The following is a 24,584-nucleotide window of genomic DNA, read 5'->3' on the forward strand; positions in this document are numbered from 1 at the left end:
AGTGTTAAAAAGTCACTTTTTTAAAGCATTGTGCTATAGGATATTATGGAATTTTCAAACTTTAATGATTCTTTACTGTCATTTCTTCACTCTTCCCCAACGCCGTTTCATGCCACAGACAGCATGCGTAACGCCTTGCTTGCGGAAGGTTTTGTCGAGTTATTAGAAGAAGATAACTGGGTGATTGAGGAAGGTGGGAAATATTTTGTCACGCGTAATGAATCATCCTTAATTGCTTTTACGACGCCTCAGCTGACTATGCATCAAACTGGTTGGCGAATGATTGGTGCCCATACCGATAGTCCTTGCTTAAAGTTGAAGCCGAATGCGCAAGTCGATCGTTTTGGTTATCACCAGTTGGGTGTCGAGGTTTATGGCGGGGTTTTACTTCACACTTGGTTGGATCGAGATTTATCGATTGCAGGTCGTATCACTTTAAAAAACCAAGAGGGTAAAATTGTCAGCCGCTTAGTGGACTTTAAAGATCCGATCGCGGTCGTGCCAAACCTAGCAATTCACCTGAATCGTCAGGCAAACGAAGGCTTCTCTGTGAATCCACAAGAAGAAATTTTGCCTATTCTTTGTGGCGCAGAAAACGAATTCGATTTGCATTCATTGTTAAAAGCGCAACTGAAAAAGCAATACCCAGAGTTGTCTGTTGCTACTATTTTAGACTTCGAGTTGAGCCTTTATGATACTCAGCCAGCCGCTTTGGTTGGTTTGCATAAAGAGTATATCTGCTCCGCTCGTTTGGATAATTTGTTGAGCTGTTTCGTTGGGTTGCAGGCTCTATTAGATAGTGACTCACAGCGTCCAAGCTTGCTTATTTGCACCGATCACGAAGAGATTGGTAGTTTGTCTGCGTGTGGCGCAAATGGGCCATTTTTAGAGGATGTATTGCACCGTTTAACACCCGATCCAGAGCAATATGTTCAATCCATTCAGCGTTCTATGTTGGTGTCTGCAGACAATGCTCATGCATTGCATCCGAACTATGCGCACAAGCACGATAAAAATCACGCGCCTGCTATCAATAAAGGGGCGGTTATTAAGGTCAATGCGAACCAGCGCTATGCGACAAACAGTGAAACAGCAAGCATTTACCGTGATATCGCTGCGCAAGAAAATTACGATGTACAGTGCTTTGTCGTTCGTAGTGATATGGCGTGCGGTAGCACAATTGGGCCAATTACTTCTGGCGAGATAGGTGTTCCTACCATTGATATCGGCTTACCAACATTTGGTATGCATTCAATTCGTGAGTTGGCAGGCAGCAAAGATGCTTATGGTTTATATAAAGTATTGGCTCGATTCACAAAACGAGAAAAGTTGATAACTCGATAATACTGACAGGGTGTTGAAGCCAATAAAAAAGCCGTAAAACAGTGTTTTACGGCTTTTTTCTTTCGCTAAGACTGAGTCGGTTAGTTTTTAGCAACCAGCCATTTGTCTAGCTCTTTGATCTTGTCTTCTGTTAGGTCGCCAGTGGCTTCAAGAAGATTTAGCTTTTTCAACACAAAGTTGTAGCGGTATTGTTCGTAAGTATTTTGCGCATTAAACAGATTAGATTGTGCATCTAATAGTTCAACAAGGTTACGAGTACCCACATCATAGCCAGCTCTTGTTGCTTCTAAGGCACTGGTTCTAGAGCGGATTAGCTGCTGCTGTGCTTCGATTTGAGCAACGGCTGTTTGTAAATCAAGATATAGGCTACGGATATTCAGCTCAATGGACTGAATAGAGCTTGCTCTTTGTTCAGCAACAGACTCGGCTTGTGATGTTGCTTGTCGAATGGATGCGTTGATTGCACCACCGCTGTAAAGCGGAATGCTAACGCCTAGAGCGACGGAAGCATTGTTCGTGACGCCGTCTTGCATGGAAGCAGGGGCGCTGTTGCTATAATCCGTGTCTGTTCTTGATAGCGAGCCTGTGATGGCGACAGTTGGTGTACGACCATTGGCTTTTTGGATATTGATATTGTTCTCTGCACTTTCCAATGAAAGGCTTAGAATTTTCAAATCTTTGTTATCCATTTTCGCTTTAGCAATCAAAGAATCCACTGTCATATTTGGGTCTAAGCGAATAGGGTAGTCTTTTGACAGTTGAGGAATGTTTTTGATCTCTTGTCCTGTTCTTTGGAGCAAGGCTTTTTGAGCATAAGACACACTAGAGCGTGCGCTTAGTTCCGTTACTCGAACAGAGTCATATTCCGCTTGTGCGTCTTGCAGGTCAGTAATAGACGCCAAACCTACTTCATATTGCTTTTTAGCGCGATCTAGCTGACTTGCTGTACTTTTTACTAAAGCTTCTGTTGTTTGCAAGGTGGACTGTGCAATTAACAGGTTGAAGTATTCGGTTAGCGTTTGAAGAGCAAGATCTTCAGAGGCATTTTCATAACTAATACCAGCACTTTTCGAGCTTAATTCAACTGAGTCAACAGCATAACTAAGAGCAGGTGAGTAAATTGGGTAACTTAACTGCAACGCCAAGGAGTTTGAGGTGCTGTCAAAATCAGCGGAAGAAGTGTCTGTTTTATCGTAACCAAGGTTGCCGTTAAAAGAGATGCTTGGGTATAGGTTCCCTTTGGAAACTGTTACGCCTTCTTTTTGCGCTTGATAAGTGGCAGCTGCCGCTCTAAGACTTGGGTCATGTTGCTGAGCTAATTTGTATACTTGATAAATGCTTTCAGCGTTTGCAGTCGCACTGGATAGCACTGCTGCGGCAATGAGTGATGATATAATATGCTTTTTCATAGATCTCTGTGGGCTCGTATTATGAAATATAGTTATAATACTACCTTAAGTTTTTAACTTGTGGCAGTACCTAAGTTGCTATATCTATTATGACTATTGACCATATCATAACGAAATATTTTAATTAGGATCGGATTGTGAAAAATTAATGCAAGAGAGATGAGGGGTTGGCCCCCATTTCTCTTTATTTTGTAGTGATTAGTTTTTCAGCTCTATTTTATAGGTTACTGTCTTCGTTGAATTCGCTTCTATATTACCGCTAAGGTTTATGCCTTTGGCATTTGTCTGTGTTGCCGCGTCGCCCGCTAATAACTCTACAAGACTGTTTGTACTGTGTTCCACTGAATAGTGCTGTGCTTTATCGGAATGGTTTTCTATTGTGGCAGTCCAGACCTGTGTCGTGGGAAGTTTTTCGGATGTAGAGCTAACAAGGGTAAGGTAACCGGTTACATCTTGGCTTTTGTTTGTCGTCACGGTAAGAGGGTTGTTGGCGCGAACGGTATTTAATGTGATTTCGTTGCCCGGAATCAGTAAACCTTCTTTTTTCCAGAAGGTTTTATATACCCCAGGGAAGCCATCTTTAGGCAATGAAAAATGGACGGTGTTATTAAAGGTTAGATCGATTTTTCCCGAACTGTTTCCATAGGTATATAAACTGGCTTGTTGAACTTGTTTGTCTATTTCGCTGTTGCTGCTCGGTAACGGTATTAAGGTATTGGAATAGGGGGAAATAGAAAGAGCGTTTTCTTTTAAAGGATAACTTATTTCGTTGTCTTGATAGTTTACCTCTTGCTTCATGTCACCCATGGCAAGAGAACTGCGTTCTATTTTAAAGCGCTGCGGGCTAATGTTATTTGAGTAGTGTAATAAGCTCTTTCGAATATCAATCTGTGTGTTGGAGTGATTGCTCAATAAAGCTTGTTGCGAAAGAGTCACCTGACCATTTTCAAATATTAGGCTGAGCTGTGGTGACCAAGAAAGCTGGTTGGTTTGATAGCTGACAGGGAAGGTAAGTGCTGTTGCGTTTTTTTGGGGTTCCGATTTTGTCAGCGGAATTAGGTAGAAATCATCCAGCGGTAATTGTGTTAGGCGGCCATTTATGGACAGCCACATGGTACGGTTATTTTGTTGTATTTGAGTGAGAGTGCCTGTGTAGCTTAGGTCTCTTTGTTTATGCTCTACTCTGACTTCTTGTCCCACTTCATTAATCCAATTGGTTGATGAATCATTCTGTAAATGGGTAATGGGGGCGAAGTTATCTTGCAGTGGTAGCAAAGTGCCTGAGATTGGAGACAGGCTTATGGTTGGGTTGTTTTCGACTATTTGACTGTTGCTTAAACCAATGACCGCGTCGATTGGCGTGGCAAAAATAGGTTGAGTTAACGTGCCTAAAAGAACGCTTACATACAAGTAGGCTGGTTGCTTTTTCATAACAGAGTCCTTTTGTGTTATTGGAATATCATCATACTAGTTATCGTGGTGCATGTTTACTCATGTTACCCTAATAAAAAGTTTTGTCTGTAAAGCAAAGAAGTAAAAATAAGGGTTTGGTGTGGATAAAAAATTACTCATTATTGACGGTTTAAATTTAATTCGTCGACTTTATGCTGCATTAGAATCCGAGCAAGATTTAGAGCGTCGAGTGGAACGTACACAAAGCATTGCAATAGAAGCTTTGGCGAAGTTAACTCATCAGTTTGAACCATCATATGCTGTGGTTGTGTTTGATTCCAACGGTAAAACGTGGCGTCACAAAGTCTATCCAGAGTATAAGCTTGGCCGAGTTCCCATGGACGATGCATTGCTGGAATCGTTAGCGGATTTTGCCCGTGTCTTTCGATTTAATCATCTGCCGTGTTTGAGAATAGATGGCTGGGAAGCGGACGACCTTATCGCCACTTTGGCGGTCAAAGCAGCGCAGAATAATGTCAAATCTTATATTGTTTCCACGGACAAAGGCTTCACTCAATTGCTGGGGGACGATCGCATTCTACAGTACGATTATTTCGCTAAGCTGGGGTATGACAAAATCTGGGTGCCTGGAAAGTACGGTGTGGAACCTCATCAGTTAACTGATTATTGGGCCTTGGTTGGTGATACAACAAACCGTATTCCAGGGGTGAAGGGGATTGGTCCTAAAACCGCACTGGGCATTATTCGAGAGTTTCCAACAATTGAAGATATTTATGCCAATTTGGCGTCTTTTTCGGAACGGACTCAGAAAATGTTGGCGGGAGGATATGAACAATGTCTCTTGTCACGATCCTTGGTGGCATTAAAAACCGATGTAGATATTGGCGTTCGCCTTTCTCAGCTCCGTTATCAGCACAAATAAGTAATCAGCGCAGGCTATTGGCTATTTTATCTACTTGTTTCTTCGGCGCTTAGTGGCTGCACAAGTAAAGTTTCATGAATATCAAACATCTAAACGGAAAAGATAGTTCAGCCCTCTTACTCACAGGCTGTGAGAGGCTTATAATAGTGATATTTTCAGGCAACAGATAAATGAGATTGTTATGTCAGAGGTAAGAACACGTATTGCACCTTCACCAACAGGTGACCCGCATGTAGGAACTGCTTATATCGCGCTATTTAACATGGCGTTTGCTCGAAAAATGGGCGGTAAGTTTATTTTACGTATTGAAGATACGGATCAAACTCGCAGCACGCCAGAATCTGAAAAAATGATTTTGGATGCGCTTCGCTGGTTGGGTCTTGATTGGGCGGAAGGTCCAGATGTTGGGGGAGAATACGGCCCTTATCGTCAAAGTGAAAGAGGCGATATTTACGCTCAGTATGCACAAGAACTGATCGAGAAAGGCCATGCGTTTTATGCGTTTGAAACACCGGAAGAGTTGGATCAAATGCGTATCGAGCAGAAAGAACAAGGTCTGCCGCAAAAGTACGACGGTAGAGCGCTTAAGCTGAGCCAAGAAGAGATTCAGGCGAAACTGGATGCAGGTGTTCCTTATGTTATCCGCATGAAAGTGCCTGAAGAAGGCGTTTGTGTGGTTCAAGATATGCTTCGTGGCACAATTGAAATCGATTGGTCTCAAGTGGATATGCAGGTGTTGCTTAAAGCTGATGGCATGCCAACTTACCATTTGGCCAACGTCGTAGATGACCATTTGATGAAAATTACCCATGTTATTCGTGGTGAAGAATGGATTAACTCAGCGCCTAAGCACATATTGTTGTATCAATACTTTGGTTGGGATATGCCGACATTGTGCCATATGCCTTTACTGCGTAACCCTGATAAGTCTAAATTATCAAAACGTAAGAACCCAACGAGTATCTTGTACTATCAACGTATGGGTTATATGTCTGAAGCCGTTATCAATTACCTTGGTCGTATGGGCTGGTCTATGCCTGATGAGCGTGAAAAATTCTCGCTTGATGACATGATTGAGCATTTTGATATTCAGCGCGTATCTTTGGGTGGCCCTGTTTTTGATGTTGAGAAGTTGAGCTGGTTAAACGGTATGTGGATTCGCGAGAATCTATCGCCAGAAGCGTTTGCTCAGAAATATGTTGAATGGGCACTGAACCCAGAATACTTGATGAAGATTTTGCCTTTGGTAATGCCACGAGTAGAAACTTTTTCTGATGTTGCGGATGTGGCAGGCTTTTTCCTAAAAGGTATGTTGCCTATTACGAAAGAAGATTTCTCTTCTATAAAAATGGAAGAAGAAACGCTTCGTAAAGCGATGCAGTTCGCGTTGTGGCGTCTAGAAGCATTGAACCAGTGGGAAAAAGATAACATCTTTAATGAAATGAAAGCGCTAGCACAAGTTATGGGCATTAAGCCTAAGGACTTCTTTGCGCCTTTGTTTGTGGCTATTTCTGGTACAACCGCTTCTGTATCTGTCTTTGATTCAATGGCGATTCTAGGTTCTGATATTTCACGTGCACGCATGCGTACCGCGGTGAATGTTTTAGGTGGACCGTCTAAGAAAGAAGCTAAGCATTGGGAAAAAGAATTTGCTGACTTAGCATAATCAGTTATTTCTGGTTCATAGCAAATGAGATAAAAAAAACCGGCTTTTAGGCCGGTTTTTTTGGTCTCTTATTTGTCTTGCATTAACGAGTAGTGAAAACGCTCGTTTTTTTATCTAGGCTGCTTACCTGATTGTGAATGTCGCGGGTATTGCCTTCAATGCTGTTAATGTAGCTGTTATCGCGTTGAAGTTGCTGAGCAATCTTATCCATCTCTTCACTCATGTGAACTGCGGTTTTCGCGACTTCTTGGATGGATCTTGCCATATCGATAGAAGATGCAGAGCTAGTTTGTGCATTTTGCTCAATGTCTCGAATCGCAAGCTCAGCTTTCTCGCTGAACTCTTCAATAGAGTGCAGGCTATCTTGACCGCTTTGCATTGTTTCAATCGCCGTTTGAGTAGACGACTGTATCGTGCTTACTATGTCAGTAATTTTCGCTGTTGCATCAACTGTTTTTTCTGCAAGAGAGCGAACTTCATCTGCCACGACAGAGAAACCACGACCAGCTTCACCGGCACGCGCTGCTTCAATAGCTGCGTTTAGGGCTAATAAGTTGGTCTGATTAGCTAGATCGTTAATCATACCAATGACATTGTCGATGTCTTTAGACAGTTGGCCTAACTCGTTAAGCTGCTGGCTAGTTTTGTTTACCACACTGATAGTGCTAGACAGATTTGCAAGTGCGCCTTTTATCGTTTCTGCACCCACTTTGGCAGACTCATAAGTATTCTGAGACTGACTGCTTAAGCCTTCTGTTGTATGGGAAATGCTTGAAATAGTGGTGGATATTTCTTCGGTAGCTGCCGCTAGAGAGTTTGTCTGTTCGCTAACGGAACGGTTGCTCTGAGCAATGTTTACAACCGATGTATTAAGCTCGGCTACCATGTTGTTGACACCTTGCGTGGTGTTGACTACGTCGCCAATAACGCTACCCAGTCCATTTGTCATTTCGTTGACAGAACTACACAGAGAGTCAAATTCATCGTTACGTTTGCTGTTTACATGTAAGCGTGCCGTCAGATCACCGCTTTTCACTTTACCTAAATCTTTAATGATTTGGTTTAGGGTTTTGTTAACGCTGCTGCCGATACCCATCATCATTAGAGCGGATATAATAGCGACAATCACACTAACAATGATCAGGCCTATGCTGGCTTGCTGAGAACTTACAGAAGCTTGTTGGCGTGCTTCTTGTACGGCTTTCTGCATGTAATCGGTTGTGGCTAAGCGTGTTTGCGCGAACGCCGCTTTATTGGTAGAGAACTGTGCTTGTAGATCTTTTAAGATTTGGTTTTCTTTACTAAGGTTTTCTACCGCCGCAAAATATTGGCCAATAACTTCACCAAAACGCTCTTCTAGGCCAAAGTTCACTACGCGTTTATAGAATTTGTCGTAGCGTTCCATGAACGAAGCTTTGTTTTCTGGTGTGGGCTCAAAGATAAAGTTCTTTTCTGCTTCGCGAACGGGTAAGAATTCTTGCTTAACAAGACTTAAGAAGGAAATGTCTTCAGTCACTTTTTCACCTAAAAGAGATATTTCACCTTTTAGGCCAGATGAGCCATTAAAGCCCACTTTATGTCTTTGCTTAACCAATAATATTAATGAATCGTTGTAGTCAGCTAAGGAAGTGATGATGTTTTTAAGGTTTTCTTTAGCGCCTTCATCTTGAAGACTTGCTAGGTCTTTTTGAAGCGTCGCGATAAAAGACTCGTTGCTCGCGTTTAGTTGTTCTAAATAACTGTCGTAGGAGCTGTCATTGATTGTAGAAAGGGCTTCATACTCTTCCATCAAGGTGATGATGAGCGTTGACAGATTTTTATCAACGCTTGTTAGTCGCTCAAATTTTGATGAGGATGTTTCTTGGACGTTTAAACCCTGCAAGGCAACAGCAGTGACAATAACGAATCCAAGAACCGCAGCAATGAGTAGGGAAAGTAATTTTGTACGAAAACTAAGGTTTGCCAACATAATTTATCCTGCGTTTTTATTATATGTGGAACAGATAGACTTTAGTTGAGGGTATTAGGTCGATAGCCTAAGTTTACGCTTTGTCTATCAAATCATTACACTTATTTACACATGTATTCTATTTCTACTATGACCACATTTGCAATTAAATGAAATAAAAATATGAATTTATCTTGTCGTTGTTGTGTGAATAAATGTGACTGTCGTTGATATTTTATTGCATGGTGTTGTCTTTTGGTGCTCAAAAGTCATGTGGGCTTAGCCATATCTCTGTTTTATGGGGGCCGAGGTAGCTAATTTTTCCTTGGTATCGGGCAATACCACTAGAGCTAAATTCGAATTTATAGCTGCGCTTTATTTTGATTTGGCCATGTTGCCAAGTCGGCCGCCATTCAGACCCTGCTACACTGTCTTCTAGTAACTGTAGATTTAGAGATTCACAGTGTTTTTTGGCGCATATTAAAGCTTGCTCTCTAATAAAGGCATTACGCCACCATGCATAAATGGCGGCAAAAACAAGTAGCAGGATAACAATATCCGAAAGTTGTAGGTTCATGTATATCAACTGTGTGTAGAAGAAATTTAATGCTTTCTCTTACATCATAACGAATAGTATCTAGAAGAAAAGAAAAATACGTGACTACCTCCAAGCAGGAGAGAAAGGAGAGGTAGTCACGTTCTTCACACAGGCTAGAGCAAGCCGTCAAATTATCTCATTGCAGTAAGCTAAATTTGGGCATTCGGGGCAGCGAATGTTTGGTGTACCAAATTAGTCGTTAGCTTTTACTGCAATGGCCAGTCAGACGATAACTTAAGCGGCTTCTACTGCTCTTTCTGCGTAAAGCTGGATGACCCACTGTTCTATACGTTGATCAGTGAGTTCAAATTGCTGGTCTTCATCGATTGCTAAACCGACAAAATATTCTTTGTTATGAACGCAAGCGCGCGATGCTTCAAATTCATAACCTTCGGTGGGCCATTGACCAATAAATGTGGCATTTGTTGGTAACAGTTTCTCGTAAAGCCAACCAACTGCGTCAACAAAGTAGTCGCCATATCCAAATTGATCACCTAGTCCATAAAGCGCTATAACCGTATCAGCAAGAGCTAAGTCTGCTAGATTGTCGCCAATGTCTTCCCAATCTGATTGAATGCCACCAAAGTCCCATGTTGGAATCCCTAAAATGAGCATTGAGTACTGTTCTAGTTGGCTAAGCTCTATGTCTTTTATGTTGAATATATCAACTTGCTCGCCTAATTCTTCCCATTGTTTCGCTATCTTGTGACCAACTTCTTCTGTGTTGTTGGTGTCTGTGCCGTAGATGAGGGCGATAGTTGATTGAGCCATGTCTTATGTATTTCCTATAACTTAATGCTTAGTGTATTTGCTCATATTGGTGGCTGTAGACACCAAAATATTTAATGAAAGCCGCTTCAAATTGATCTTCAGAAAAACCGCTTTGAGCGACAATATGCGATTTTTCCGCAGGGTTTTGTCGAAGTTTAGAGGCCGCTGATTCGATACGATTGAGAGTGAAATAGCTCTCTATTGATTTTCCTGTAAGGTGTTTAAAACCAATAGCTAATGCTTCTGTATTTAAGCCTACAGTATGAGCAAGATGTTGAATGTCGAGTTTGTTTAACTCTGGTGCTTCAATCAGGTTTTGCGCGTTAAATAACTTACTTTGACAACCTTCACATTGAGAGAGGTGACTAAGCATTTGCAGCTGCTCGATCAGTGTAAAAATAAGTGAGTACAAATGCCCCGCTAGACTAATTGAGTGGCTTTTGTGGTTTAAAATATTGGTTAATATTGGATGAGTATTGCCAGTGACAGGAAGTTGGATGACAGCGTTTTCGTTGCCTAACCGGTTACGCATAGCAACAAAATGCTGAATCACTTGATCTTCTGTCTCGCCCAAAACAGACGCAAGAAGAGAAGGGCTAATATGCGTCTGCAAAAGACTAAATGACTCGCCTTTTTTCATCATAAAGTCGCCACTAATGGCGCTTGCCTGATAACTAATTTGTACAGACTGAATATCTTCGACGGTTTTTATTGGGCCTGTTCCCAAAAAAGAAAAAAAGAGGCCTGGTTGAGCTTTTTCGTGAATAGACACATCTGCAGTACTGCTTAGATGCTGGTTGAGTAAGTGCAAATTAGGCAGAAGGGTAATTCGTTGCTTGTGACCAGATAGCCATGGCATCGCCTGTTCGCTAATGCTGCCGCTATTGTCATAGATGTCTTGCATGTTTAGTTGCATCGTATGTAGCCCCTGAATCGATAATGGTTATCATTAAAGTATTTTTAGAGGTTTGATGCAAGTGATTCTCATTAAATAAATTATATGAGAATCACTTTGTTGATATCTTTATTTGATGTAATTGCTTAAATAGCGGATTAATCTAGGTAATCGACTCGGTTTAAGCCGTATTTTTGCATTTTTTGATTTAGGGTTCTGCGCGGAAGTTGAAGTTGTTCCAAGACCAGCTGAATATTACCTTTTTGTTGTCGGATGCTGGCTTCTATCAAACTGCGTTCAAATTCTTGGACTTTGACACTTAGAGGTAATGGCGTGATGGTGTCTATGTCGTCTTGCGCCTGATAACCAGCAAGTATCTTGGCTATGCTCGTGTTGGGTTCTAAGGCATAGCGTAGAGCGACGTTTCTGAGTTCACGAACGTTGCCGGGCCAGCCATATACGGTGAGTGTTTCGTGATCTATTGGGCTTAATGGTTTGAAATCACCACCCCGTTCTTTTACGGCAATACGGCAGAAATGCTCGAAAAGTAGGGGAATGTCTGCTCCTCTACTGCGTAAATCTGGTAAGTGAATCTGAGAAACGTTGAGTCGAAAGAATAAGTCCTGTCGGAAATTGTCGAGTGTCTGTAAGTCGTTTTTAGCAGCGGCAACCACTCTAAGGTCTATTTGTATAGTGTTGTTACTGCCGATACGTTCTAGCTGATTTTCTTGTAATACGCGCAATAGTTTTATTTGCATTGGCAAAGGCATGCTTTCTATTTCATCTAGAAAGAGGGTGCCGCCACTGGCGTGCTCCAGCTTGCCTATTCGTTGTTTATTGGCACTGGTGAATGATCCAGCTTCATGTCCAAACAGCTCACTTTCAAAAAGATCAGCAGGAATGGCAGCGCAGTTTATAGCAACAAAGGGGTGTTTACTTCTTGGGCTGCAGTCGTGCAGCGCTTTGGCGACTAGTTCTTTTCCGCAACCTGTTTTCCCGTAAACAATGACGTGAGTATCCATGCTGGCAAAGGTGCGAATTTGCTGTCTTACTCGAATGATTTGTTCGTTTTGTCCGATAATCGTTTCTTCCAAGCCATGTAACTCACCCAAATATTGAGATTGGTTTGCGTGTTGCTGTTGTACCTTTCTCAGTTGAATGGCTTTTTCTACGGTTTGTAATAATCGATTCGGATCAAAGGGTTTTTCGAGGAAGTCAAAGGCGCCATCACGAAGAGCATTAACGGCAGTATCGACATCACCGTGGCCTGTGATGAGAATAAAAGGCAGTTCAGCTTCCTGTGAAAGACAGTTATTCATCAGTGTGAGCCCATCAATGGGGGTCATTCGAATATCGCTAACAATGATGCAAGGCAAACCAACGCTGAAATGGTCAATGAGGTCTTGAGCGTCTTGGAATTCTCTCACTGTGTAACTGGATAAGCGTAACCATTGGGCCGTCGTTGAACGTACGATATCGTCATCATCAAGCAGCCAAATTTCGATGTGATTGCTGGTGTTGTTATTTTCCATGTTAGGCCTTTAATAGGGTTAATCTGAAGACTAATTGCGCCGCAGAGTTATGGCTTGCCTTAAGTACTCCGTTCATGTCTTTCGCAAGGTTGGCACTAATAGCAAGACCAAGTCCTAATCCTTTACCGATTGGCTTGGTCGTGAAAAAGGGTTCAAAGATATGCGCTAATTGTGCTTTATCAATACCTGGTCCATTGTCTTGATAATTGATGCTGATATAGCCATCTTCCTCTTGTAATGCGATTTGAATCCTTGGGGGAATTTTTAATTCATTGCAGGCTTGGACTGAATTGCTAATAAGGTTGGCAAAAATACGCTCTAACCTAGTCGGTTCAGCAATAACCTTGTCTGAATCTTGCAATTCTATATCCCATTGTACGTCATGGGCATCATCACCAAGGCTTTCTATTGCGCAATTGACCGCCATTTTTATTGATGTGGGAATAAGTTGTTCAGGTCGACGATAGGCGAGGACTTTTAGTTCGCTAGTCAGTTTTTGCATTCGCACCACAAGAGATTCTAGATCAACTAACGTCTTTAAGGCTTGTTCGGGTTCTTGTCTTTTTAATAGTAGTTCAGTGCTGTAAGCAAGTGTTCTGATGCCGGTAAGGGGCTGATTCAGTTCGTGAGCAATGGCGGTAGACATTTGCCCTATGGCGGCGAGCTTTTCAGTTCTTAATAACTCTTGCTGTGCGACTTCAAGGGCTTTTGTTCGTTCTAGAACACGTTCTTCTAGCCTTGTGTTGGCTTCCAATAAATTCAATTCGGCTTTTTTTCTTTTGCTAATGTCGATTAGTGTCACCAAGTATCCTTGAGAATCGCTCCATTCAAGTGGTGAAACAGATAATAGGGCAGGGAAAAGTTGTCCATCGTCTTTTTGTAACATCGCTTCTTGTCCTAACAAGTTGCTAGTCAGCACCGTGTCTTTTGATTCTGCTTCTTGTAACGATTGCACAAAGGTAAGTGCGGTATGGTTTTCGGGGCAATTAGGTAAAAAATCCTGAAGATAGCGTGCGTTGAGTTGAGCGCTTTTTCCAAGATAGCTCAGGCCCATTGGGTTTGCGAAGGAGATTTCCCCGCTTTTGGTCAGCTGTAAAAGTCCTACGTGTGTGTTTTCAATTAGCGCACGCTGACGCAGGGCGCTGTCGGCAATGAGGATTTCATTTTCAAGTTTGGACGCGATTTTTAATGCGCGTTCTCTTCGATATAGCCAAAATAGAAAGATTAAGGCGAAGATCCCTAAGCTTATAAATGCAATGTTCTGTGCTTTCTTTTGGATGGTTTTCAAATTGGATAAATAGTGAATTTGCCATTTTAGATCGTCCAAAGTGACATTTTGCAGTAAGTAACTTTCATTGTTTAAATGGTATATTTTAGAGCGAGTATTATTTAAAAACTGCACATTGCTGTAGTTGCTTAGCCAGTCACTAATTAGCAATCTATCTACTTTGCTGGCTAAAAAAATCAGGCTGTTTTGATCTGTCATCACGACCAGATCATCTGATAAGTTCCAGCGCTCAATTAGATCGTTCACATTGATACGGACAACAACTGCTCCGGCTAATCCTGAAGGCGTATAAACCGGCGCCATGACGATATGTGCGGATTTAGATAGCTCAGCGTTGTAGCCAGAAACCAGAATATATTCTCCTTGTTGGTCTTTCAGGACATTGCTTAAGCTCTGTTTGTCGAAATAATCGTCCAGTTTAAAATGCGGGGATTGCTCACTTGAGACAAGCAAATCTCCTTGTGAGGAAAGAATAAACCAATCTAATGTTTTTGATACGTGAGTAAGGTCTTCTAGCTGTCGTTGAATTTGCTGGGTTAACGCCTCGTCCTTTGGGTTCTCCATAAAGTCTAATAGCGTTGGGTTGTCTGCAAGGGCGTAGGGCAGAATATGGTAGCCTTTTAGTTCATTACGTAATTCGATGACGTAATCGAGCAGCTGATCTTGGCCTTCCGAGTGTTTGTTGATGATAAGTGCTTGATAGGCGATGGTGTTTACACCGAAGAACAGTAGAGTCAGGATGACACAACCAAGGGAAAGAAAAAAAAGGCGATGTTTACGAAATTGTGAAATCAAGGGTGTCTCACTTGCTTATATTATGCTGAAAGACCTAATAACTTACAGGCAACCGTGTTCGTTGAAAGAAAGGCTTTCTTTAATTAGATAAGGTTAAAACTGCGTAGCAAAGTAACGCCAATGCTTGTAGTAATCAAGGATGCAATCGTTGTTATCACAATAATATTGGCAGCAAGAGTGGCGTTGCCCTTCATGGCTCTGACCATAATATAACTTGCAGAAGCGGTTGGAGCAGAAGACATTAAGAATAATACACCGAGTTCCATACCGCGATAACCCAGTAAATATCCACTAAAAGTCAGTGTAAATGGAATGAACACAAGTTTACCGACTGATGCCAATATGGCGCCAAGCATGCCGTTTTTTAAGGACTTGAAACTCAATGACGCACCCGCACAAAGCAAGGCCAATGGGAGTGTCATTTGCGCAAAATAACTGCCCGTCTTATAAAGTGTAGAAGGAAGTGTGAAGCCTGATAATGTGCAAGCAAAGGCTGCCACAATGGCGATAATTAAAGGGTTTTTCGCGATGCCTTTTATTATGCCTGTAAAGCTGGCGTTTTTACCCAAAGCTCGGCTTAATCCAATCACAGACAAAATATTAAATAATATGGTGACGCCACCTAAGTAAACGGCCGCGACTGAGAATACTTCATTGCCATAAGCGTTTACGCAATAGGCTAAACCGATAATCCCCATGTTGGAACGAAAAGCGCCTTGAACCAGCACTGCGCGCTCGGCTTTATCCGCTATCCAAAACGACATAAATAGCTCTAAAGCTATATAAGTGATAGTGACAGCAAGCATGGCAAATATCACCAGTGATAAGTCGGTATCTTGGCTGATATTTGATTTAGATATACTAATGAAGAGTAGGGCGGGAAGGGTGACGTTGAACACTAATTTAGAGGCAATATCAACGAAGTTGTCATTGATAAGGCGTATTCGGTGTAGCAATACGCCTAGCGCCAATATTAAGAATATTGGCAATGTAATGGAAAATGAAAAAACCAATACGTCTAAAAAATTGTCCAACGCCTATTCCTTAGCAGGATATTACTGGTCGTTGTTTTCGAAACGGTAACCAGCTCCATAAACGGAATGAATAACATTTAACTCTGGCGCTACGGCAGATATTTTCTTACGCAGTTTCTTGATATGGCTATCAATTGTACGGTCACTTACGACACGGCTGTCAGCGTAAATGCTCTTCATTATCAGATCTCGGCCAAAGACACGACCCGGTTCTTTGATTAGTAGTTGAAGCAACTGGAATTCAACAGTCGTTAGGTCAATCAGCTCACCTTTGTAAGTGGCACGTAGGCGATCTACGTCTAGGTCAAAACCGTCTGTTCTTGGTGATTCAGCTTGGTCTAGTTCAACTCGACGAAGGTTCGCTTTCACACGAGCAACGATTTCGCGAGGGCTGAATGGTTTGCATACGTAATCGTCAGCACCCATTTCTAAACCAATTAGGCGATCGATTTCTTCAGCTTTGGCTGTCACCATAATAATAGGCACGCCGCTAAATTGACGAACTTGTTTGCAAATCTCGACGCCATCTAACCCTGGTAGCATCAAGTCGAGCAAAATAATATCGACAGCATTGTTTTTAATGTAGTTTACGGCAACATCACCGCGGTCAAGGTGATGGTGCTCATAACCTGCTTGCTCTAGGTAAGCACCCATTAATTCTGCTAATTTTGGTTCGTCTTCAATAATTAGTACTTTGCTCATAATGTTATTCGTTCCATATTAATTTAAAGGGAATTCTATTTTTATTCCTAAACCACCATCAGGAGAGTGGTATGCACTGATAGTGCCTTGATGTCCATCTACAATATTAGAGCAAATGGCGAGACCTAGACCTCTGCCTCCTGTTGCTCTGTTTCGTGAGTTTTCAACGCGGAAAAACTGCTCGAAAATTTTCTCTTTATCCTCATCACTTACTCCAGGCGCTGAATCCTCGAATAAAATGATCGCTTTCTTGTTCGCCTTTTTTAGTTTTACCGTCAAGGTCCCTGGAGCGTTTGTGTATTTTAGTGAATTATTCATCAGGTTAGAAAACAACTGATGCAACCTATCAGCGTCACCATTCATAACAATAGGTTTTTTCTGTGAATATTCAAATATCAAATCCAGTCCAGCTTCATTGAAAGGTAACGTCATAGATTGAACGGTTTGTTCAATAATGTCGTTAATCGCAATGTCTTCCATGTTGTAGCTTAGGCTTCCAACATCATGCATTGATAATTGGTTTAAGTCATCAATCAGACGTGCAATGTGCAATGTTTCTTGCTGTAGTGATGCAAGGCTGTCAGGTGTTACCTTAATAATGCCGTCCTGCATTGCTTCAATCTCGCCACGTAAAATAGCGACTGGTGTTCTTAGTTCATGGGCTGTGTCAGCTACCCAGCGCTTACGTGCTTCTCTTGTATGCTCTAATGTACAGGCTAAATTGTTAAAATCACAACTTAGGCTTGCCAGTTCATCAGAGCCATTTACAGCGATGCGTGTCTCAAATTTACCCGCCGCTAGTTTTTTAGTTGCTCTTTGCATGGAGGTTATTGGGCGGCTTAGCCATTGAGCTAAAGGCCAAGTTAACAGTGCAGCAATGATGAGCATGAAAGCGGAAATCAGCAAAAATGCCTCACCTTGCTGTCTCACAAAGCGTACTGTTTGATCCTGAACTAATTCACGAATAGATCGAAGGCCCACATAGCCGACGACTTTCTTGTTTACTTTTACCGCATGCGTTTCTGCGTCCGCAAATTTAACTTCGCCGATAATGGGGGTCTTCTGGCTATCGAACAGTAAAAAACGCTGGCGGTAGTATTGTGATGGGTAAATTAAATCTAGATTGGGTGTGCTTGGGGGCGGCACAAGATCGCGAAGATTTTCAAGTTTTGCTTGCTGCCACTCACTTTCCATGCGGCTTTCTTGTACCAGGAAGTACCAATCATCGTAATAGATATATAGGTTGGCTGTTCTGTTGGCCATTTGTTCAAGGAAATCGCGATCACGTTCTGTCGCATAGGAGACGAAGCCTTTATCAAAGCTCCATTGAAAGACTTGCCACATAGACACTATTAGCAATACGTTACTTAATACAAAAACGGCAAATAGTTTATGGCGAATTTTTAACCCTTTAGTCATGGTCATAGCTGGGTTTGAAATCCTATAGTGTGCACTACTAAAAATAGTGAAGCAGTTTGCTCTGTTATCATTGCTTTGCTGTGTAATCGCTTCATCTAAGGTGTTGGTTGATAAGTTATTCTAACGGTCTATTTACTATACTGTTTTATTAGGAAAGCTGGCTACTTGATTGGAGTGTAAATAATGAGGATTTCCTTTAAAATAGTGCACTATTTTTCGTTTTTTGAGCTAGTCCATGATTAATTTCTTTGTTTTAAGAGGCGTGCTTTCATTTGTTTTGATTGTACTAAACACTCTGTTTTGCTTTGTGCCAGTAATAATATTGGCTGTTTTAAAAGGGGGGCTTCCTTTTCCGAGAGTGCGTGCTGTGCTGAATGTCATTCTAGACCGAATTGCTACTTTCTGGATCGGAGTGAATAACATTAATCAGCGTTACTTTGGGCGCTCCGCAATTGATGTTACTGGTGTGAATGCGTTTGAGAAAAACGAATGGTACATGATCACCGCGAACCACCAATCTTGGGTGGATATTCTTATTCTCCAGCGCCTGTTTAATAGACGCATTCCTTTCATCAAGTTCTTTTTAAAGCGCGAGCTTATTTGGGTGCCTTTTATCGGTTTGGCGTGGTGGGCATTAGAGTTTCCCTTTATGAAACGTTACAGTCCTGAGCTGCTCAAGAAGCGACCTGAACTGAAAGGAAAAGACATTGAGGTGACGAAAAAAGCCTGTGAAAAGTTTCAGTATTTTCCCGTTTCGATTATGAATTTTCTCGAAGGCACGCGTTTTACAGAAGAAAAACACCGACAACAGTCTAACCAGTACAAGCACCTTCTTACACCGAAAGCGGGAGGTTTGTCCTTTGCGCTGAATGCCATGAATGGCAAGTTACATCAGTTAATTGATGTAACCATTGTTTATCCCGAAGGTATCCCAAGTTTTTTTGACTACCTTTGTGGGAATGTCCCCAAGATAAAAGTACATATTAGAATGATGCCGATTGAACCTGCATTGCTTGGTGACTACCAAAATGATGCAGAATATCGGGCGTATTTTCAGCAATGGGTGAATGACCTTTGGCTGCAAAAAGATCAGCAGTTCGAATACTTATTGCAAGCTGAGGCGAAGGGAGATGAGCGGTAAATAATTCGTTTTTCTTCTGTATGCTCCAATCAATCAAGAATTGTATCTTTTTTATTCTTTTTAAATGTCAGATTCTGTCTCTCTACTCTTAATTTATCGAGGCGTTTGGTATGGATATTTCTCATTTATTGACTTCTCACTCACGAAATATGGAAGCCTCTTTGGTTCGTGAGCTGCTGCATTATAGTCAACAGCCGGATATTTTATCTTTGGCTGGTGGTTTACCTGATGAGAATGTAATGCCTGCTTACCCTAGGTTAGAACTCTTAACCGACAGCCGACAATATGGCCCAAGTGAAGGTGAAAAAGACCTGCGAGAATGTATTGTATCTATTGTGGCTGGGCGAGGTATTGAAACCTCGACGGATAACGTGCTCGTGACCAACGGCTCGCAGCAAGGTTTGGATATCGTCAGCCGTTTAATTTTAGATGAAAACTCGACTATTTTAACTGAGCAGCCAACGTACCTTGCTGCTTGTCAGGTGTTTAAATTACAAGGTGCAAACATACAAGATGTCGTGTCGGATAAAGAGGGTATGTCTGTTTCTGCTTTACGCGATGCGATTGAAAAGTATCATCCTAAAGCGGTGTATTTGATTCCTAATTTTCAGAATCCAGCTGGGCAATGTTATAGTTTAGAGCGTCGACGCGAGATCGCAGCCTTGCTTGATGAGAAAAATATACTGCTCATTGAAGATGATCCTTACCGTGATCTTTGTTATGACAATGTTGACCTAACGCCAATTTCAACGCTAATAAAGCAAGCGCCATGGCTTTATATGGGGAGTTTTTCGAAGGTTTTATGGCCGGGGTTGCGTACTGGTTACATCGTTTCCTGTGATGCATTTTCTCCCTATTTAGTGAAAGTAAAACAAGCCGTCGATCTTCATACTAACCGTCTTTCTCAGAGTATGATTACCCAGTTCTTCAAGTCTGGACAATATCCGGATCATGTTATCCAGCTCCAAAAAGCTTATAAAGAAAAGCGTGACGTGATGGCTGACGCTTTGAATACACAGCTTGGCGATCTTGTTGAATTTTCACTTCCTGCTGGCGGAATGTTCTTTTGGGTGAAATTGCCTGAAGGTGTTTCATCGCAACGAGTACTGACTGAGGCATTAAAAGGTAAGGTGTTGGTTCTTCCTGGAACACCCTTTTTTCCGTGTAATAGTCCACTTGATGACTCGTTTCTAAGACTGAGCTTTGCCCGTGTTTCACCAGAGCAAATTCATCAAGCGATTGCGGTGCTTGCGAAAGTTGTTAGACAACTTTCCTAGCTCACAGTGAGTTGTTGTACTTTTACACTACTTGTTGTGTGCCAATATTGACTAGGTTCTTTTGTTTCATGATATTTTTGTGTTGGTAAGGCTGGCTTTTTATTGTATTTATGTTTGGCTAGCAGTTCCTTCTTTTTGGGCTACACGTTAGAATCTTACTTTTAAGACTGTATAGAATAGGAATATGTAATGGGCAGAGCCTTTCAAAACCGCAAAGAGTCCATGGCAAAAACGTCTGACCAAAAAGCCAAGGTTTACAGTAAGTACGGCCGTGAGATTTATGTTTGCGCAAAATCCGGTGGTATTGATCCTAATGGTAATTTGGCACTACGTTCTCTGATTGATCGAGCTAAAAAAGATCAGGTGCCAACTCACGTTATCGATAAAGCAATTGATAAAGCGAAAGGCGGTGGTGGAGAAGATTTTGATACTGCTCGCTACGAAGGTTTTGGTCCTGGTAATACAATGGTTATCGTCGATTGTTTGTCTGATAACCCAAACCGTACTTTTGGTGATGTGCGCACTTGCTTTAACAAAGTAAAATGCAAAATTGGTAGCCAAGGTAGCGTGAGTCACATGTTTGACCACAGCGCTATTTTTGTTTTCGCCGGTACGGATGAAGAAGCGGTATTAGAAGCACTAATGATGGCGGATGTTGACGTAACCGACATTGAGTTGGAAGACGGTAAGGTGACAGTATTTGCACCGCATACTGATTACAGCAAAGCTAAAACGGCCATTACGGATGCGTTTGGTGACATTGAATTCGAAGTAGATGAAATTCAGTTTGTTGCTCAAAATACGATTGAAATTCAAGGTGAAGAAGTGGAGCAGTTTGATCGCTTTTTGGATCTTTTGAATGATCTTGATGATGTGCAGCGTGTGTACCATAACGCTGAATATTAGAATCAGAGGCCTTGGTGATCTTTTTCACTAAGGCCTTTTTTATGTATGTTGATTAAGAATGACTAAGCCAAAACCTCAGTTAAAATCCCCTTGTGTAAATATCTGTCTTTTGAATGACGAAGATGTTTGTGTTGGTTGTTACCGTACTGGCAAGGAAATTAGTCAGTGGGGCAGTATGAACAAAGCCTCTCAGCAGGCTGTAATGAAAAAAGTGCGTGAGCGAGAGGCTAAAAGTCGTTTTGTTTCTGCTTAGTGTGTTTTTTCGTTAGCGCTATTTCTCTTCATTTTTGTTTTTAAGTTCTATCCATTGGGACATGTATTGCGTGCTTTTAAGGCTGTGATGCCGCAGCATTAATCCTAGAAAGTGTTTGTTTCTTAGGCTTTCTTTTAGCTGAAGCTGTAATTTTAATCGATTGATCAGTTTGGGCTCCCACTCTTCTGCTTGATAGCGAGCTTGCAATATTGTGTTGCCATTTTGTTGCATTAATAGCCAGCTTTCTTTGTCCTCATAGAGCGAAACAGCGGCGTCGACAAAGGTGTCTATGTTGTCGGTTATCACGCCATTCCAAGGTAATACGCCATGCATAGATTCCGCGCCAATGCTGGTGGTGATGCTCGGTGTGCCGACTTGCATGGCTTCCACTAATTTGCCTTTAATTCCCGCGCCAAAGCGTAATGGTGCTAAGCAAAGTCGCGCTTGTTGCATCACAGTTTGAGCATCTTCAGCCCAGCCTTTCACTAAAAAGCCTTCTTTTGCATTATGCAGTTGTGTGGCTTTTGGTGGTGGGTATGCACCGTAAATATGCATCTCTGCTTTCGGTAAGCGCTTGCGAATTTTTGGCCATATTTCTGTTTTCAATTGCAGTACAGCATCCCAATTTGGAGCATGTCGAAAGTTGCCGATGCTAATAAAATGTTCGCGATCTTCGAAACTGCGTAATGTGTCTGTCTGTTGTGGTTCAGGCAGCATAAATGGTAGGTGGAAAACGTGTGTTTCTGGTACGTGAAATTGATCGACTAGCAGCTTTGCTTCCACTTCAGAAATCATTAAGGTTAGATCGCAGCGATGAATGGCAGCGATTTCTCGGATGCCGTGGTCGTTGTAAAGGTCTTCAATGACAAACTCTCTGTTTTGCTTAAGGGCATTGTGTCTGGCTTGCCTTAGTGAGTGAAGGTCTTCTGTATTGAGGACTCGTAACGAATCGGGGCTGAATTTTTCTACGCGCCAGCCAAACTGCTCCTCCATCATGAAGCGATCAAATACCACAATGTCTGGTTTCTTTTCTGCAATATAGTGATCAAATGAATCGCTGTTCAGCTCTATATGTTCGGCTTCAATGCCTAGCTGGGATAGGTCTGCCATGTGTTCTGTTTGCTGGGCTGGGCTCGCAAAAGAAATCTGCCATTGTTCTTTATGGAAGCTGTTTAGTAGTTGCATCATTCTACTGCCAGCAGCGGAAGAGTTTGGTTCTGGCCAGACGTAGCCAATGACAAGTAGGTGCACTGTGCGCTCTCTCAAGATTTTGATGGTTTTTTGGTTCTGAATTTTTAGCAGAATCAGGACATATTGGTTCGGCTATTGTATCATGGCGAGTAGATTTGTGTTGCCTGCCTTATTTGAAGTAATTGTCAGGCAAGACGTAAGCAAAACATGACGTTGAGACAATATTATGATCATAAAACCAAAGATTCGCGGATTCATTTGTACAACAACACATCCAGTAGGTTGTGAGCAAAACGTAAGAGATCAAATCGCTTTTACTAAAAGCAAAGGGGCGATTGAAAATGGCCCTAAAAAAGTACTTGTAATCGGTGCGTCAAGTGGTTATGGCTTGTCTTCTCGTATCGCTGCAGCGTTCGGTTCTGGTGCTGCAACAATTGGTGTTTTCTTTGAAAAACCAGGTACAGAAAAGAAAACGGGTACAGCTGGTTGGTACAATTCTGCTGCATTCGATAAAGTGGCCAAAGAAGAAGGTTTGTACGCGAAAAGTATTAATGGCGATGCTTTCTCAAATGAAGCGCGCGAAACTGTGATTGATTTGATTAAGCAAGATCTTGGTCAAGTGGATATGGTGGTTTACTCACTGGCTTCTCCTGTTCGTAAAATGCCAGAAACCGGTGAGGTTGTGCGTTCTGTTCTTAAGCCTATTGGTCAGCCATACCGTTCTACTGCGATTGATACCAATAAAGATGTCATTATCGAAGCTGAAATTGAGCCTGCGACTGAAGAAGAAGTTGCAGCGACGACGACGGTAATGGGTGGTCAAGACTGGGAGCTTTGGATGTCTGCTTTACAAGAAGCGGGTGTTTTGGCTGAGGGTGCTCGCACGGTCGCTTATTCATACATTGGTTCTGATATCACGTGGCCGATTTATTGGCATGGTGCGTTAGGTAAAGCGAAAGAAGATTTGGATCGTGCTTCTGCAGCTATTGATGCTCAGTTAGCGAAAATCGGCGGTGGTGCTAATGTTGCCGTATTGAAGTCGGTTGTTACTCAGGCGTCTTCTGCTATTCCAGTGATGCCTTTGTATTTGGCAATGGTCTTCAAGGTGATGCGTGAAAAAGGTATCCATGAAGGTTGTATGGATCAGATTTACCGTATGTTCTCTGAGCGTCTATACAACAATCATAACCCTGCAGAATTGACAGACGAGAAAAACCGTCTTCGCTTGGATGATTGGGAATTGCGCGAAGACGTACAGCAAGCTTGTCGTGATCTTTGGCCTCAAATTAACGATGCCAACCTCTTTTCAGAGACGGACTATCAACTTTACAAAGATGAATTCTTGAAGTTGTTTGGTTTTGGTGTCGAAGGTGTTGATTATGACGCAGAAGCCAATCCTGAAGTGGATTTTGAAGTCATTACTCTTTAATCGTTACTAAAAGAGACAAAAAAGGAGTTCAAGTATTGCTTGGACTCCTTTTTTTATGTGTTTTTATCTCTTATAGTGAATGGAGTCTTACTTTGGGGTGGTTATGAAATATTTAATTGGGTTGCTTTGTGCAGTATCGTTATGTGTGCATGCTCAGACTGTTGAGCGTCAGCCTGTTGAGATTATCTATGGTAATCAGATTATTCGTTCCGAGCATCAGGTTGTGTTGAGTTCTCAGGAACAGGTGGCAGTTATTCCAGCTGAAAAGGCAAAAATGACCCTAGGACCCAATGTTGTTATTACAGCGGATGGTAAGGGCATGTCTTATTTGGAAGAAAATGCCATTGCTGAGCGTGAGCAGGCGATTTACGATGAAGTGAATAAGCGTACTGAAGAGGCGCCTTTTACTGTGCTGTTTACAGGTAATATTCCCGAAGATATTCAAAATAAGCGTTTAAGAATGATGCCGGAAATTGGTATTTTTGGTGATCAAATTAATGCGGATGATCGCTCGTCAGATAAAGTTGTACCAGATGTTGGGGATTTCTCTCCTGTAGGGGAATCTGCTGCGCCAGCTTCGGCGCGTGGGGCAAAAGGGGCTCCTGCCACGGACGCTGAAAAACTGGAGCGATTAATTGGCGGTTAACTCCT

21 protein-coding genes are annotated in these 24,584 nt (G+C 42.0%); 9 read left to right on the top strand and 12 right to left on the bottom strand.

All coding sequences use genetic code 11. The features are described from left to right. The first annotated feature begins 45 nt into the window (after nt 1-45). Nucleotides 46-1,344, top strand: a complete 1,299-nt coding sequence (locus DFP75_RS01290; protein ID WP_110571692.1) for a M18 family aminopeptidase — start codon at nt 46-48, stop codon at nt 1,342-1,344. 80 nt (nt 1,345-1,424) lie between these two features. On the opposite strand, the gene DFP75_RS01295 is transcribed toward DFP75_RS01290, so the two are convergent. Next, nucleotides 1,425-2,753, bottom strand: coding sequence for a TolC family outer membrane protein (locus DFP75_RS01295; RefSeq protein ID WP_110571693.1), 1,329 nt, complete (start codon nt 2,751-2,753; stop codon nt 1,425-1,427). A 198-nt stretch (nt 2,754-2,951) separates the two neighbouring features. Then, on the bottom strand, nt 2,952-4,184 hold the full coding sequence (locus DFP75_RS01300) for a hypothetical protein (protein ID WP_110571694.1): 1,233 nt from the start codon (nt 4,182-4,184) through the stop codon (nt 2,952-2,954). 121 nt (nt 4,185-4,305) lie between these two features. Here DFP75_RS01300 and xni point away from each other — a divergent pair, with 121 nt between their 5' ends. Both xni and gltX read left to right on the top strand, forming a co-directional pair. Continuing rightward, complete coding sequence (gene xni, locus DFP75_RS01305) at nt 4,306-5,088, top strand: flap endonuclease Xni (RefSeq protein ID WP_110571695.1); 783 nt, start codon at nt 4,306-4,308, stop codon at nt 5,086-5,088. Nucleotides 5,089-5,269: 181 nt separating this feature from the next. Beyond that, nucleotides 5,270-6,754 (top strand): glutamate--tRNA ligase, encoded by a 1,485-nt coding sequence (gene gltX, locus DFP75_RS01310; RefSeq protein WP_110571696.1) that lies wholly within the window; start codon nt 5,270-5,272, stop codon nt 6,752-6,754. An 82-nt stretch (nt 6,755-6,836) separates the two neighbouring features. Here gltX and DFP75_RS01315 read toward each other — a convergent pair whose 3' ends face one another. From DFP75_RS01315 to DFP75_RS01355, 9 genes are all read right to left on the bottom strand, one after another. Next, nucleotides 6,837-8,723 (bottom strand): methyl-accepting chemotaxis protein, encoded by a 1,887-nt coding sequence (locus DFP75_RS01315; protein WP_110571697.1) that lies wholly within the window; start codon nt 8,721-8,723, stop codon nt 6,837-6,839. A gap of 241 nt (nt 8,724-8,964) precedes the next feature. Further along, complete coding sequence (locus tag DFP75_RS01320; RefSeq protein ID WP_110571698.1) at nt 8,965-9,279, bottom strand: DUF3301 domain-containing protein; 315 nt, start codon at nt 9,277-9,279, stop codon at nt 8,965-8,967. A 255-nt stretch (nt 9,280-9,534) separates the two neighbouring features. After that, on the bottom strand, nt 9,535-10,071 hold the full coding sequence (locus DFP75_RS01325) for a flavodoxin (protein WP_110571699.1): 537 nt from the start codon (nt 10,069-10,071) through the stop codon (nt 9,535-9,537). Nucleotides 10,072-10,099: 28 nt separating this feature from the next. Next, complete coding sequence (locus DFP75_RS01330; protein ID WP_110571700.1) at nt 10,100-10,987, bottom strand: helix-turn-helix domain-containing protein; 888 nt, start codon at nt 10,985-10,987, stop codon at nt 10,100-10,102. A 137-nt stretch (nt 10,988-11,124) separates the two neighbouring features. Then, complete coding sequence (locus tag DFP75_RS01335; protein WP_110571701.1) at nt 11,125-12,498, bottom strand: sigma-54-dependent transcriptional regulator; 1,374 nt, start codon at nt 12,496-12,498, stop codon at nt 11,125-11,127. A 1-nt stretch (nt 12,499) separates the two neighbouring features. Beyond that, nucleotides 12,500-14,581: an ATP-binding protein gene (locus tag DFP75_RS01340; protein ID WP_110571702.1), complete on the bottom strand. Its 2,082-nt coding sequence runs from the start codon at nt 14,579-14,581 to the stop codon at nt 12,500-12,502. An 83-nt stretch (nt 14,582-14,664) separates the two neighbouring features. Beyond that, complete coding sequence (locus tag DFP75_RS01345) at nt 14,665-15,615, bottom strand: AEC family transporter (protein ID WP_110571703.1); 951 nt, start codon at nt 15,613-15,615, stop codon at nt 14,665-14,667. Between the two features lie 21 nt (nt 15,616-15,636). Beyond that, the gene (locus DFP75_RS01350) at nt 15,637-16,317 is read right to left on the bottom strand and encodes a response regulator (protein ID WP_110571704.1); all 681 of its coding nucleotides are present in this window, start codon (nt 16,315-16,317) and stop codon (nt 15,637-15,639) included. An 18-nt stretch (nt 16,318-16,335) separates the two neighbouring features. Next, nucleotides 16,336-17,742: an ATP-binding protein gene (locus DFP75_RS01355; protein WP_110571705.1), complete on the bottom strand. Its 1,407-nt coding sequence runs from the start codon at nt 17,740-17,742 to the stop codon at nt 16,336-16,338. 229 nt (nt 17,743-17,971) lie between these two features. Between DFP75_RS01355 and DFP75_RS01360 the strand changes: the two genes are divergently transcribed. The 4 genes from DFP75_RS01360 (at nt 17,972) to DFP75_RS01375 (ending at nt 21,313) form a co-directional block, all read left to right on the top strand. Further along, a complete protein-coding gene (locus DFP75_RS01360) occupies nt 17,972-18,877 on the top strand; it encodes an acyltransferase (protein WP_110571706.1) in 906 nt (301 codons plus the stop codon). 110 nt (nt 18,878-18,987) lie between these two features. Further along, a complete protein-coding gene (locus tag DFP75_RS01365; protein ID WP_110571707.1) occupies nt 18,988-20,154 on the top strand; it encodes an aminotransferase-like domain-containing protein in 1,167 nt (388 codons plus the stop codon). A 189-nt stretch (nt 20,155-20,343) separates the two neighbouring features. Further along, nucleotides 20,344-21,060 (top strand): YebC/PmpR family DNA-binding transcriptional regulator, encoded by a 717-nt coding sequence (locus tag DFP75_RS01370; RefSeq protein ID WP_110571708.1) that lies wholly within the window; start codon nt 20,344-20,346, stop codon nt 21,058-21,060. A gap of 58 nt (nt 21,061-21,118) precedes the next feature. After that, a complete protein-coding gene (locus tag DFP75_RS01375; RefSeq protein ID WP_110571709.1) occupies nt 21,119-21,313 on the top strand; it encodes a DUF1289 domain-containing protein in 195 nt (64 codons plus the stop codon). An 18-nt stretch (nt 21,314-21,331) separates the two neighbouring features. On the opposite strand, the gene DFP75_RS01380 is transcribed toward DFP75_RS01375, so the two are convergent. Further along, nucleotides 21,332-22,564 (bottom strand): glycosyltransferase family 4 protein, encoded by a 1,233-nt coding sequence (locus tag DFP75_RS01380; protein WP_110571710.1) that lies wholly within the window; start codon nt 22,562-22,564, stop codon nt 21,332-21,334. Between the two features lie 166 nt (nt 22,565-22,730). Between DFP75_RS01380 and fabV the strand changes: the two genes are divergently transcribed. After that, the gene (fabV, locus tag DFP75_RS01385) at nt 22,731-23,933 is read left to right on the top strand and encodes an enoyl-ACP reductase FabV (protein WP_110571711.1); all 1,203 of its coding nucleotides are present in this window, start codon (nt 22,731-22,733) and stop codon (nt 23,931-23,933) included. 103 nt (nt 23,934-24,036) lie between these two features. Next, nucleotides 24,037-24,579, top strand: a complete 543-nt coding sequence (locus tag DFP75_RS01390; RefSeq protein WP_110571712.1) for a hypothetical protein — start codon at nt 24,037-24,039, stop codon at nt 24,577-24,579. Nucleotides 24,580-24,584 lie beyond the last annotated feature (5 nt).

The sequence above is a fragment of the Marinomonas alcarazii genome, assembly GCF_003208215.1.
In the GTDB taxonomy this organism is placed as follows: domain Bacteria; phylum Pseudomonadota; class Gammaproteobacteria; order Pseudomonadales; family Marinomonadaceae; genus Marinomonas; species Marinomonas alcarazii.